The organism is Bifidobacterium cuniculi (assembly GCF_000741575.1).
In the GTDB taxonomy this organism is placed as follows: domain Bacteria; phylum Actinomycetota; class Actinomycetes; order Actinomycetales; family Bifidobacteriaceae; genus Bifidobacterium; species Bifidobacterium cuniculi.
Window position 1 is genome coordinate 1 of the sequence record NZ_JGYV01000029.1, and the last position, 12,882, is coordinate 12,882.

General features: G+C 66.2%; 11 protein-coding genes and 1 pseudogene. 3 read left to right on the top strand and 9 right to left on the bottom strand.

Features of this window, described 5'->3' with window-relative positions:
• Nucleotides 1–164: 164 nt before the first annotated feature.
• The 8 genes and pseudogenes from rho to BCUN_RS10210 form a co-directional block, all read right to left on the bottom strand.
• Nucleotides 165–2,006, bottom strand: coding sequence for a transcription termination factor Rho (gene rho, locus BCUN_RS10175; protein WP_420796479.1), 1,842 nt, complete (start codon nt 2,004–2,006; stop codon nt 165–167).
• A gap of 247 nt (nt 2,007–2,253) precedes the next feature.
• Nucleotides 2,254–3,843, bottom strand: a complete 1,590-nt coding sequence (locus tag BCUN_RS10180) for an NAD(P)/FAD-dependent oxidoreductase (protein WP_033517423.1) — start codon at nt 3,841–3,843, stop codon at nt 2,254–2,256.
• A gap of 125 nt (nt 3,844–3,968) precedes the next feature.
• Complete coding sequence (locus tag BCUN_RS10185) at nt 3,969–4,280, bottom strand: DUF2469 domain-containing protein (protein ID WP_033517422.1); 312 nt, start codon at nt 4,278–4,280, stop codon at nt 3,969–3,971.
• Nucleotides 4,281–4,318: 38 nt separating this feature from the next.
• The gene (locus BCUN_RS10190) at nt 4,319–5,272 is read right to left on the bottom strand and encodes a GNAT family N-acetyltransferase (protein WP_033517420.1); all 954 of its coding nucleotides are present in this window, start codon (nt 5,270–5,272) and stop codon (nt 4,319–4,321) included.
• 200 nt (nt 5,273–5,472) lie between these two features.
• Nucleotides 5,473–6,972, bottom strand: coding sequence for an Asp-tRNA(Asn)/Glu-tRNA(Gln) amidotransferase subunit GatB (gatB, locus tag BCUN_RS10195; RefSeq protein ID WP_033517418.1), 1,500 nt, complete (start codon nt 6,970–6,972; stop codon nt 5,473–5,475).
• Nucleotides 6,973–6,993: 21 nt separating this feature from the next.
• Nucleotides 6,994–8,533: pseudogene (gene gatA / locus BCUN_RS10200) on the bottom strand (Asp-tRNA(Asn)/Glu-tRNA(Gln) amidotransferase subunit GatA).
• 1 nt (nt 8,534) lies between these two features.
• On the bottom strand, nt 8,535–8,831 hold the full coding sequence (gatC, locus tag BCUN_RS10205; protein ID WP_033517414.1) for an Asp-tRNA(Asn)/Glu-tRNA(Gln) amidotransferase subunit GatC: 297 nt from the start codon (nt 8,829–8,831) through the stop codon (nt 8,535–8,537).
• 120 nt (nt 8,832–8,951) lie between these two features.
• A complete protein-coding gene (locus tag BCUN_RS10210; RefSeq protein ID WP_033517412.1) occupies nt 8,952–9,800 on the bottom strand; it encodes a TrmH family RNA methyltransferase in 849 nt (282 codons plus the stop codon).
• Nucleotides 9,801–10,240: 440 nt separating this feature from the next.
• Here BCUN_RS10210 and BCUN_RS10215 point away from each other — a divergent pair, with 440 nt between their 5' ends.
• Entirely contained in the window at nt 10,241–10,822 is a 582-nt protein-coding gene (locus BCUN_RS10215; protein WP_033517411.1) for a hypothetical protein, read from the top strand.
• Between the two features lie 183 nt (nt 10,823–11,005).
• Here the strand turns inward: BCUN_RS10215 and BCUN_RS10220 are convergent, their stop codons facing one another.
• Nucleotides 11,006–11,548 (bottom strand): type I phosphoribosyltransferase, encoded by a 543-nt coding sequence (locus BCUN_RS10220; protein ID WP_033517427.1) that lies wholly within the window; start codon nt 11,546–11,548, stop codon nt 11,006–11,008.
• A 94-nt stretch (nt 11,549–11,642) separates the two neighbouring features.
• Here BCUN_RS10220 and BCUN_RS10225 point away from each other — a divergent pair, with 94 nt between their 5' ends.
• Nucleotides 11,643–12,482 carry an HAD family hydrolase gene (locus tag BCUN_RS10225; protein WP_051921043.1) on the top strand — a complete coding sequence of 280 codons (840 nt, stop codon included), beginning with the start codon at nt 11,643–11,645 and terminating at the stop codon, nt 12,480–12,482.
• Nucleotides 12,437–12,874: an HAD family hydrolase gene (locus tag BCUN_RS11665; RefSeq protein WP_051921044.1), complete on the top strand. Its 438-nt coding sequence runs from the start codon at nt 12,437–12,439 to the stop codon at nt 12,872–12,874. The genes BCUN_RS10225 and BCUN_RS11665 overlap by 46 nt, the downstream gene beginning before the upstream one ends.
• Nucleotides 12,875–12,882 lie beyond the last annotated feature (8 nt).

Sequence of the window (12,882 nt, forward strand, 5' to 3'; positions counted from 1 at the left end):
CGAAGAACTTTTCAGTTCTTCGACCCGGTGCCCGCTTTAAGTTGGGATCCGCCCTCGTCCGGGTGCCCGCTTTAATTTCGGAAAGCATCCGTACCCGGTGCCCGCTTTAATTCTCCGGATCCCCGGGAACAGCCACGGACAACGAGAGATTTCTAGACGTCCCGCTACTGCGCGGACGAGGAGCCGCCGCCGTTCTGCTGGACCAGGGAGGCGAAGAAATCGTGGTTCGACGCGGTCTTCTTCAGGCGCGGCACGATGGTCTGGTAGGCCTGCTCGGGTTCCAGGCCGCCCAGGAGGCGACGCAGGCGGTAGATCAGGGGCAGCTCGTGCGAATCGGTGATGAGCTCCTCGCGGCGGGTGCCGGAGGCGTTGATGTCGACGGCGGGGAACATGCGCTTGTCGGCGAGCTCGCGGCTCAGGCGCAGCTCCATGTTGCCGGTGCCCTTGAACTCCTCGAAGATGACCTCGTCCATCTTGGAGCCGGTCTCCACCAGCGCGGAGGAGATGATGGTCAGCGAGCCGCCGTTCTCGATGTTGCGGGCGGCGCCGAAGAACTTCTTGGGCGGGTAGAGGGCCTGCGCGTCCACGCCGCCGGACAGGATGCGGCCGGAGGCCGGCGCGGCGATGTTGTAGGCGCGGGCGAGGCGGGTCATGGAGTCCAGGAGCACCACCACGTCCTGGCCCAGCTCCACGAGGCGCTTGGCGCGTTCGATGGCGAGCTCGGCGACCATGGTGTGGTCGGAGGCGGGACGGTCGAAGGTCGAGGAGATGACCTCGCCCTGCACCGTGCGCTCCATGTCGGTGACCTCTTCGGGGCGTTCGTCCACGAGCACCACCATGAGGTGCACCTCGGGGTTGTTCGTGGCAATCGCGTTCGCGATGTTCTGCAGGGTGATCGTCTTGCCGGCCTTGGGCGGGGAGACGATCAGGCCGCGCTGGCCCTTGCCGATGGGCGCGACGATGTCGATGAGACGGCCCGTCAGGCGATTCGGCGTGGTCTCCTGGCGGAGGCGCTCGTTCGGGTACAGGGGCGTGAGCTTGCTGAAGTGGGGACGGCCCATGGCCTCCTCCACGCTCATGCCGTTGATCTCGTCGATGGACTGCAGCGGCACGAACTTCTGGCGCTGGTTGCGGCGGTCGTTGTCATGCGGGGCGCGGATGGTGCCCTTGACCGCGTCGCCCTTGCGCAGGCCGTACTTCTTGACCTGGCCCATGGACACGTACACGTCGTTGGGGCCCGGCAGGTAGCCGGAGGTGCGGATGAAGGCATAGGAATCGAGCACGTCCACGACGCCGGCGACCATCACCGCGTCGTCGCGCTGCTGCGGCTGGCGCGACTCCTGGTCGTTGCCCTCGTGGCCGCGGCTACGGCGCGCACGGCCATTGCCACGGTCGTTGCCGCGTCCACGGCGGTTCTCGCGGTCGTTGTGCGCCACGGGCAGGGTGTCGAGGATCTCGTCGAGCTCGATCGCCTCGTCCTGCGGCTTCTCCTTGGACGCGGGACGGCGGGAAGGTGCAGCCTCGGCGTCCTGGCGGCGGCCACGGCGTGCGGGACGGTCGCCGCGCAGGTCCAGGGAGTCGAGCAGGTCGTCGGCACGTCGGTCGTCACCGGCGGCGGAGGCACCGCGGCGCTTGCGCACGCGACGGGCCGTGACCTCCATCTCCATGTTGCTGACCGGCTTGGCAGCCGGCTGCTCCTTGGGCTCGGCCTGGGTCTCGGGTTCCGCGGCCGACGCGGTCTTCGCAGCGGCGCGGGCTGCGCGGCGCGGCTTCTCGGTGATCTCGTCCAGCAGCAGTGCCGGGGATTCGACGGTCTTGTCGGCGGCCTTGTCAGGGGCCTTCTTGGCGGCCTTCTCGGCAGGACGGCGACGCACAGTGACGCCGGCAGGCGCCTCGCCGCCGGTACGGGCCGCGTGCAGCGTCGCCACAAGCTCTCCCTTGCGCATGGTGGAGACACCGCGCAGTCCCAACTGCTTGGCGAGTTCCTTGAGCTCAGGCAGTTTCATCTCTTCTAGGTTGGAGGTTGTTGCCAATTGGTGTGCCTTTCCTGATACCGGCCCGACGGATGCGCACCGGCCAAAACACATGGGGTTATGCAAAGAATACATGTTCTTCGCTGGGAAACGACCCACTACCTTGGTGGGTCCGTCCCAGAATACAACGCGACGGCGACGATTGGCCGCATTCGGCCAGTCGCAAACGGCAGGGGGCCGGCATCCCGATGGATGCCGGCCCCCTGGGGAGGAGGAGTCCTCACTTGGACTCGTGGTAGGACTTGTCCGTGTTCACGGACCACACGTTGCGCTTGCTCGTGCGGCCTTCCTTGATGTTGCCCACAGCCTCGATGGCGGTCGCCATCGAATGGTCCATGTTGTTGTAGCGGTGCTGGCCGTTGCGGCCCACGCAGTACAGGTTGCCGAAGGAGTCGAGGTACTCGACCAGCTCGGGCATCCGGTCGTAGGTGTCGAAGTAGGCGGGATAGGCCTTCTTGACGCGTTCGCGGTGGGAGTCGAGCACCTCGTGGGCGCCGGAGATCACGCCCATGCGCGTCATCTCGGCGATGGCCAGCTTGGTGGCCTCCTCGTCGGTCATGTTCCAGAAGTCGTCGCCTTCCTCGCAGAAGTACTCCAGGCCGATCCACACCGTGTCGTCCACGTCCTTGACCAGGTAGGGGCTCCAGTTGTTGAAGATCTGGATGCGTCCCACCTTGTAGCCCGGATCCTGCACGTAGATCCAGCAATCCGGCACAATCGGCGGGTTGCCCAGCGTGGGGGTGTCGGTGGTGTTCCTCAGCTTGAGGTGCCTGACCAGCAGGCCCACGGTCACGAAGTCGCGGTACGGCAGGCCCTCGGCCACGGCCACCATGTCCCTGGGGGCGGGCTGTGCCTCGGTGTCGATGGCCTGGACCAGGTCCTTGACCGGCATGGAGGAGATGAACTGGTCGCCTTCGAGCATGACGCGGCCGCCGTCGGCGGTCTCGTAGACCACGGAGGACACCTTGCCGTCCTTGCGGTTGACGCCCACGACCTTGGCGCCGGTGATGACCTTGACGCCGGCCTGCTCGCAGTTGGCCTCCACGGTCTCCCACAGCTGGCCGGGGCCGAGCTTGGGGTACCAGAACTCCTCGATGAGGGAGGTCTCGACCTCCGCGTTGGAACGCTTCTTCGGCAGCATCTTCTGCACGGCGTTCTTGAGCACGCCCATGATGCTCAGGCCCTTGACGCGCTGGGAGCCCCAGTCGGCGGAAATCTGCGAGGGGTGGCGCCCCCACAGCTTGGTCGTGTAGTCCTCGAAGAACATGGAGTACAGCTTGCGGCCGAAACGGTTGATGTAGAAGTTCTCCAGGTTGTCCTCGGGCAGCTTGTGCACGGCGGACTTGAGGTAGGAGAAACCCGCCTCGAGGGTGATCCGGGGGCCCATGGCCTTGAGCGTGTTGGCGTTGAGCGTGACCGGGTAGTCCAGGAAGTGCCGGTTCCAGAAGATGCGCGAGACGCGGTGGCGCTTGAGCATCACCTTGTCGGTCCGCTCCGGGTCGGGGCCGCCGGGGGTGAGCTCGTGGGTGCGTCCGAGTTTCCTGTCGTCGTAGGAGGGGGCGCCCTGCAGGGGCAGCGTGTCCGCCCACCACCGCATGATGCGGTCGTCCTTGGAGAAGAAACGGTGGCCGCCGATGTCCATGCGGTTGCCATTGTGCCTGACCGTGCGGGAGATGCCGCCGAACTCGCCCGTCTCCTCGAGGAGGGTCACGTCGTAGCGGTCGGCGCCGCCGTCCCTGACGAGCTCCCAGGCCGCGGTCAGGCCGGCAGGGCCGCCGCCGATGATGACAATGGATTCCTTCTGGGACACGATGAGATCTCCTTTTGCGTCTCGGCCGGTATCCGGTCAATCGGGCACAATACGTCGTTTAGATTCTAGTTGCTCCCGTCACCAAGATGCCGGCGGTTTGCCGCAGGCAAACCGCCGGGCCGTCCCTACATGCCGTCGGGGATGTCGATATCGCTTTTCTGCACTTCCTCGACGTTGACGTCCTTGAAGGTCACGATGCGCACATTCTTCACGAACCGGCTGGACCGGTACACGTCCCACACCCACGCATCGGAGAGGCGCACGTCGAAGTACACGTCCTGGCCGGCGGAACGCACATTGAAGTCGACCTTGTTGGCCAGGTAGAAGCGGCGTTCTGTCTCCACCACGTAGGTGAACAGCTTGATGACGTCCCGGTACTCCTTGTACAGGGCGAGTTCGGCATCGGTCTCGTAGTTGTCGAGGTCTTCGGCACTCATACTGTCGTTTCAGCTCCTGATGGGTCAGATGGTTTGGGTCAGCGGCGCTTGGCACGGTCGCGGCCCAGCGTGCGCCACCACGCCTTCTTCGTGTCACCGCGCTCGGAGTAGCTGTACGGCCAGGCGGTCTCGTCGTCCCCGGGCGCGGGATGCTCCCCCGCCTCCTGCGTGGCCTCGTCGACGAGCCGTTCCAGCGGCTGCTGGCGGATCGCCATGGAATGTTCGTGCAGCGCCATCGCCTTGGCCATGCCCGGGTTCGTGGTGATCACGTGCATGCCGAAGGCGTCCATGGCCCGCACGGGGTCGTACTCGTCGACCAGCGTGTCCAGCACGTGCAGGTCCTGGTACTTGCCCAGGCGGTTGTCCCACAGGGCGTGGCGGGAGACTCCGGATGGCACGAAGCCGAGCGACTGGTAGACGGACAGGCTGCGCGTGTTCTTCTCGGGGATCGCCACCCAGATGCGGTGCATGCCCAGGCCTTCCGGCGCGTCGGCGAAGCCGTAGGTCATGACGCGCGGCATGGCGTCGCGCGAATAGCCACGGCCGCGGTAATCCTTGCCGAGGATCACCTGGATGCGTGCGGAGCGCGCCCAGCCGTCGATGTCGATGAGGAAAATCATGCCGATGAACTCGGTGGCGTTCTGCGCGGTCATGGTGACGTCGGTGCAGTCGTCGGGCGTGGTCATGAGCGCCCAGGCGATGGTGCGGCGGTGTTCGGGGTCGTCGACGCCGCTGCCGACTTCCGTGCCCTTGGCCCAGGCCTCGGAACGGCGCACCCAGGCGTGGACCGCGGAACGCTCCGCCACCCGGTCCTTGCCGGTGATGCCGGACGCGTTCACGTAGGCGTCCAGGGAGTCCATGAGGTCGAGGTCGGCCATGGTGGCGGGCCGCATGTATACCATTTCGCCCCTGATGTCCGGAATGTCGATGCGTACGGGAAGGTCACGCGGGCGATCCTGCTCCCCCTGCAGACGGTCGTCGGTGTCAGCCATGTCCATCCTTCGTTGATTGTGTGCCTTGGAAAGACCCCTTGTCTTTCAGCCACCCCATTCTAGTCCATGGCGTCGTCCGGGGGCAATCCTGCCCTGAGAAATTGTTCAGAAAAATGAACAATTTCTCAGGGCAGACCCATCACACAGGGGACCTTGGCCTCCGCATGGGGCCGGAGCGGATGGCTTCGGCCCTCGGCCTCTCAGCCCTTGATCTTCTCCATCACGATCTTCGTGACGGCCTTGGCGTCGGCCTGGCCCTTGGTGGCACGCATGACGGCACCGATGAGCGCACCCATCGGCTTCATGTTGCCGGCCTTGAGCTTGGCGACGACGTCCGGCTGGGCGTCCATGGCCTCCTGGACGGCGACCTGCAGGGCGCCGTCGTCGGAGACGACCTTGAAGCCGTGCTTGGCGACGACCTCGGCCGGGGTGCCCTCGCCCTGGAGCACCAGGGCCATGGTCTGCTTGGCCAGCTTGTCGTTGAGCTTGCCGTCGGCGATGAGCTGCTCGACGTCCGCGACCTCCTGCGGGGTGACGGACAGTTCCTCGAGGCCCACGCCCTTGGCGTTCGCCTCGCGGGACAGTTCGCCCAGCCACCACTTCTTGGCACCGGCGGGCGTCGCGCCCAGCTTGACGGTCTCCTCGATCAGGTCGAGCGCGTCGGCGTTGACCACGTCGCGCATCTCGGTGTCGGAGAACTGCCACTCGCCCTTGAGGCGGTTGCGGCGCTCGCGCGGCATCTCCGGCATCTGCGCCTTGATGCGCTCCACGTGCTCGGGGGTGATGTGCAGCATCACCAGGTCGGGGTCCGGGAAGTAGCGGTAGTCGTCGGCGTCGGACTTGACGCGGCCGCCGGCGGTCGCCTGCGCGGACTCGTCCCAGTGGCGGGTCTCCTGCAGGATTTCGCCGCCCTTGTCGAGGATCGCGGCCTGGCGGCGGATCTCGTACTGGATGGTGCGTTCGATGCCGCGGAAGGAGTTGACGTTCTTCGTCTCCGAGCGCGTGCCGTAGGGGTCGGACGGCGAGCGGCGCAGCGACACGTTCACGTCGGCGCGCATGTTGCCCTGCTCCATGCGTGCGTGCGAGATGTTGAGCGCGCGCACGATGTCGCGGATGGCGCGCATGTACGCGCCCGCGATCTCCGGCGCGCGGTCGCCGGCGCCCTCGATCGGCTTGGTCACGATCTCGATGAGCGGCACGCCGGCGCGGTTGTAGTCGACCAGCGAGTGGTCGGCGCCCTCGATGCGACCGTCGGAGCCGCCGACGTGCGTGTTCTTGCCGGCGTCGTCCTCGATGTGCGCGCGCTCGATCGGCACGCGGAAGACGGTGCCGTCCTCGAGCTCGACGTCCAGGTACCCCTCGCCGTTGGTCGGCTTGTCGTACTGCGAGATCTGGTAGTCGCGCGGCATGTCCGGGTAGAAGTAGTTCTTGCGGGAGAACTGGCTCCACTCGTTGATCTGGCAGTGCAGCGCCAGGCCCAGCTTGATCGCGTAGTCAACGGCGGCCTCGTTGAGCACGGGCAGCGAGCCGGGCAGGCCCAGGCTCACCGGGGTCAGCTCGGTGTTCGGCTCCGCGCCGAAGGAGATTGGCGCCGGGCAGAACAGCTTCGTGTTCGTGCTCAGCTCGACGTGGGTCTCGAGTCCGATGACCGGGTCGAATTCCTTGACGGCCTCGGAGTACTTCATCAGTTGTTCAGCCATGATTGTCTTTCCTCACGTCCTCTACTTGTTCAGTCCGTCGAGCCACGGGGTCTTCAGGGACTGCCAGATCGGGCCGCCCCAGGCCTCCTCGAGCGCGGCCTCGAGCGCCGCGGCCGGCTTGTACATGACCTCGTCGCGCTGCTGCGGCGCGATGAACTGGAAGCCGACGGGCAGGCCGTCGTCGGACAGGCCGGCGGGGATGCTCATGGCCGGCACGCCCGCGAGGTTCGCGGGGATCGTGGCGATGTCGTTCATGTACATGGCCAGCGGGTCGTCCATCTTCTCGCCGAACCTGAAGGCGGTGGACGGGCTCGTCGGGGACACCAGCACGTCTGCCTGCCCGAAGGCCTGCTCGAAGTCCTGGATGATGAGCGTGCGCACCTTCTGCGCGGAGCCGTACCAGGCGTCGTAGTAGCCGGCGGACAGCGCGTAGGTGCCCAGGATGATGCGGCGCTTGACCTCGTCGCCGAAGCCGGCCTCACGGGTGTAGCTCATCATGTTCGCGGCGGTCTGCGCCACGTCGGCCGGCGGCATGACGCGCAGGCCGTAGCGCATGCCGTCGTAGCGGGCCAGGTTGGAGCTGACCTCGGAAGGCATGATGATGTAGTAGGCGCCCAGCGCGTACTTGAAGTGTGGGCAGGAGACCTCCACGACCTCGGCGCCCATGGACTCCAAGGCGGCGACTGCCTCGTGGAAGCGCGCCTCGACGCCCGGCTGGAAGCCTTCGCCGCCGAGTTCCTTGACCAGGCCCACCTTGAGGCCCTTGAGGTCGCGCTTCATGCCCTCGCGGGCCGCGGCCGCCATCGGGCGCGGACCTTCGGGGAGTGGAGGTGGAGTCACGCTTGTCGTGGCCGCCGATGATCTCCTGCAGGAGTGCGGCGTCGAGCACGGTGCGCGTGACGGGACCGATCTGGTCGAGCGAGGACGCCATGGCGATGGCTCCGAAGCGGGAGACGCCGCCGTAGGTCGGCTTGACGCCCACGGTGCCGGTCAGCGCGCCCGGCTGGCGGATCGAGCCGCCGGTGTCGGTGCCCAGGGCCAGCGGCGCCTCGAAGGCGCTCACGGCAGCCGCGGAGCCGCCGCCGGAGCCGCCGGGGACGCGCTCGAGGTCCCACGGGTTGGAGGTCTTCTGGTAGGCGGAGTGTTCGGTGGAGGAACCCTGCGCGAACTCGTCGAGGTTCGTCTTGCCCAGCAGCGGCATGTGCGCGGCCTTGAGCTTCTCGATGACGGTCGCGTCGTACGGCGGCACCCAGCCTTCGAGGATGCGGCTGGCGGCGGTGGTCTCGATGCCCTTGGTCACGATCATGTCCTTGATCGCGATCGGCACGCCGGCCAGTTCGGGCAGTTCCGCCTTCTCGTCGTCGGATAGGCCGTCGTAGGCGTCGGCCTGCTCGAGCGCGGCCTCGCCGGACACCTTGAGGAAGGCCTTGATGCCGGGTTCGGCGGCGTCGATGACCTCGAGCTGCGCGTTGACGAGGTCGCGGCTGGTGACCTCCTTGTCGCGCAGCAGCTGCGCCATCTCGAGCGCGGACAGCTTGACCAGTTCAGTCTTGTCGGTCATCTCACTCCTCCCCCAGGATGCGCGGCGCCACGAACATGCCGTCGGCGGTGGCCGGGGCGGCGGCGAGCACCTCGGACTGCGGCAGCGGCGTCACCGGGACGTCGGGACGCAGGTACGCCTCGAGCGGCACCGGGTTGGCGGTGGGCTCCACGTCGTCGGTGGCGACTTCCTGCACGGAATCGATGGATTCCGCGATGACATTGAGTTCGCTCTGCATGCGAGTGATTTCCTCGTCAGTGAGCGCAATCCGGGCCAGGTCGCCCAGATGCATGATTTCTTCGCGTGTGAAAGTTGGCATGGCTCCCACCATAGCGCCGTATTGTGACGTGTCCGGGCCTGTTCGCAACGCGGCTGCGGTGTTGCCGCCATGGTCGTGCGCCATGGTCGTCATGGCCGGCCGACGCCGGCGGACTCATCGTCAGTCCTGCACCGCGGCGTGCTGCGCGATCCATGCGTGCATCGCCACGGCCGCGGCGGCGCCGGCGTTGATCGAGCGCACGGAGCCGAACTGGCTGATGTAGACGACGTCGTCGGCCAGCTCCAGCGCCTTGTCCGACAGTCCCGGCCCCTCGGCGCCGAAGAGCATGAGGCATTTCTCGGGGAAGCGGTAGGTCTCCATGGGCACGGCGCCGTCGACGATGTCCAGTGCGATGACCTTCGCCCGGTCGAGCGTCTCCAGGGTGCGGCGCGCCTCGTCGGCGCGGGTGGCAGCGGCCGTGCCATCGTCAGGCGCCGGGACGTCGCCAGGGACGTCTGCGGCTGCATCCACGACGCCGGCCGGCGACTGGTTGGCCTCCAGGACGGCGAGCGCCTCGGCGCGCTGCGCGGCGAGGCGCTCGTGCCAGCCGTCCACCAGCTCCTGGATGGACGGGTGGTGCTCCACGTGCTGGTATAGCTCGGTCATGAGCGCACCCTTGCGGTTCCACTTGTGCGGGCCGACGATGTGCACCTTGTTGGCGGTGAAGGCGTTCGCCGTGCGCACCATGGAGCCGATGTTGAAGTCGTGCGTCCAGTTCTCCACGGCCACTTCGAAGCCGTGGCGCCCCCGGCTGTCGAGGTCGGCCTTGATGGCCTCCACGCCCCAGTAGCGGTAGCGGTCGAGCACGTTGCGTCGGTCGCCCTGCGCCAGCAGCTCCGGGTCGAGCCGCGGGTCGTCGGGCAGCGGCTCCCCGGGGTGCTCCTCACGCCAGGGGCCGACGCCGATCTTCCTGAAAGTCGGTTCGCCGGAGGCTGCCGCCGCCAGCGAGATGGGATTGGGCTCATGCATGCCGCCCAGCTTACTTTCTCAGTGACACATTTTTCGGGGCCCAAAAATTGTGTAGGTCTCTGGGCTGCACAATTTGAAATTGTGCAGCCCAGAAGGCTACACATTTTGTCAGCCCACAGAAAATGTGTATAGAAAGGCCGTCCGACCACATTGCCAAGGCAGGTTTGCAACACCGACAGTCGCTTTTTATGGTGATGGCCATGAACAGTTTTATGACAGACGAGGCAAGGAACCGCAGAAGCCTGGTCGTAAGAGACATCATTGCCAGGCTGCCGCACTTCCGCAGACCGCCCATCATCTCCCACGTTACGGCGCTCCAATACTGGGGATGTCCGCCTTACGGCAACAAGCTCGACACCAACTTGCTACACGTAGCGGTGAAGGAACGAAGGAAGAGGCCCTTCGCCGAAGGAGTCCAGCCCCATCTGTGGACTTCCCCTATGCCGGTCCACGAGGACAAGGGGTTCTTCGTCGTCCAGCCCGCAGTATGCCTGGCACAGATGGCGAGCTACCTGAGCGAAGACGAACTGGTGCAGGTCGCATCCTCCTTTGCATGCCGCGACCGGTCGCGGCGCGTGGCGACGATGGCCGACCTCATCGCCTACGCAGAGCGCACCCCCAAGTTCCATGGACGATCGAAGATACTCCGCATGCGCCCATATCTCCTGGAGAATACCGATTCACCGCGGGAGGCACTGCTGGCCAAGTTCCTCATCGAAGCAGGCATCGGGCCGCTGGTGGCCAACTACCCCGTCAAGCTGGACGCCAGCTACTGCTACATCGACCTCGCCATCGTGAACCTCAAGCTGGGGCTGGAATACCAAGGCGCCCACCATGCCGACGCGGAGCAGATGCGCCGGGACGCCGACAAACACAACCAGCTCATCAGGCGAGGATGGAGAATCATCTATGTCACGGCCAAGGACTTCGAGCATCCCTATAAGGTGCAGCAGTTCCTCCTGACGGTAAGGGGTGCCATCGCGCACCAAGCTCACCTGTTGGGGTTGAAAGAGGCCACCTGAGGTCCCACCGCTTGACACATTTTTCCAACCTGAAAAATTGTGTAGGCTTCTGGGCTGCACAATTTCAATTTGTGCAGCCCAGAAGCCTACACAATTTCCCGACCGCCAAAAATGTGTCAAGAGCATGCCATGGATGACCGGCTAGAGACAGGTTGATTGGCCGGGGAGAGGAGACAAGGCCCCCTACTCCTCAAAAGCCTTCACGAAGGGAACCTCCCTCGCCTGGCCGTCGGGCGACACCACGTGGATGGTGTCGCCGGCCGAGCCCACCAGGGAGGCGATGGCCACCACCTGGGCGCCTTGGGCATCCACGATCCCGAAGTCCAGGCCCAGCTCGTTGCCGTTCCTCAGGGTAACCAAGGAGGAGGTCTGCACATACGACTTCTGGGAAAGCCACGAATCCACCAGCACCACGCGCTTGCCCTCGATGGACGGCCCCTTGGTCGCCGGGTACACGAAGTCCATGACGAACCCGTCCAACACCTCGCCGCGCGAGGTGGCGGCGGCCATGATGGCGCACACAATCGGCACGGAGGCCGCCGTCAGGGCGCCCACCGCGTCGAAGTCCTCCACGGAGTACCCCTGCTCCTCCAGGGTGTCGAGCATCACGTGCCCGATCAGCGCCGCACCCTCATGGTCGAAGGTCACGGCGGACAGCTCGGAGAACGGCTTGTCCTGCATCTGCCGCTCCAGCATGGCGTGCAGGCGGTCCTTCGGTTCCATCATCATGAGTGTCTTGCGGAAATCGTCCATGGAGCCCACACTACACGATGGCGTACAGTAGTCGTTGAGAAGTTCACCCGGGATCCGAGGAGTCCTCATGAATCTGTTCCTTGCCGTGCTGGTCGTGGTGGCGGCGGCCGTGCTGACGATCATGGTCAGCCGCTTCTTCTTCGGCGCGCCCGACTCCCGGGCAGCCGCCGACTCCCCCACGGTCGACGTGACGACGCTGACCCACCGCACCATCGTGTCCGCCGCGCTGACCATCGTCGTGCTCCTCCCCCTGGCCGTCGGCACCATCGTAGACGTGCCCGACTGGATGACGACGCCGTGGCTGCAGGCGATCCTCATCACGCCGGTGATGTTCTACGGCGGCGCGCCCATCCACACGGCCGGCTGGGCCGCCGCCCGTCGCCGCGACCCGGACATGGACTCGCTGGCCTCCTTGGGCACCATCGCCGCGTACGCGTACTCGCTGGTGGTGTGCGTGGCCGACGACGCGCTGCCCGAAGGCATGCGCGGCGCCTACTTCGAGGTCGCCGGCGTGATCGTCACGCTGGTGTTGTTCGCCCAGCTGACGATGCAGCTGTGGCTGCCGACGCGCACGGCCGTGCCGCTGCAGACCACAGTGAACCGCTTCTCACGTGTCTTCGTGCCCGTCGTCATCCTCATCGCGCTGTGGACGATGGCGCTGTGGCTCATCTTCGGCACGCCCGCGCAGGCGCTGCTCATGGCGGTCAGCGTGCTGATCATCGCCTGCCCGGCGGCGCTGGGATGGGCGGCGCCGCTGTCGGCGGCGGCCGCACTGGAGAACGCGAAACGGCACGGCATGGCGGTGCATACGATCGCCGTACTGCAGGTAGCGGCGCGCACGCGTACGATCGTGACGGACGCGTGCGCGCCGGCCAGCTGCCGGCGGACCTGGGCATCGACGTCGTGACGACGGACCTGCACGACACCGCGCAGGCCGTTGCGCTGGTGCAGGCGCAGGAGCGGCCGGTGCTGCTCGTCTCCGACGGCAGCGAGGATGCGGCGGTGCGGCAGGCGGCGACCGCTTCGGTCGTGGTGGGCGACGCGGACGACGCCGACGTGACGTCGACGCACATGTGCGTCGACGAGCTGGTGCACCTGTCGCAGGCGATGATGCGCAACATCCACTCCAGCCTGGCGTGGGACTTCGTCTTCAACATCGTCGGCCTGCCGCTGGCGGCCGGCGTCCTCTACCCCTTCACCGGCTGGATGCTCAACCCGATGATTGCCGGCGTGGCGATGGTGCTGTCGGTGGTGTGCGTGTTCCTCAACTCGCTGCGGCTGCGGCGCGCCAGGATCTGACTGTCCCC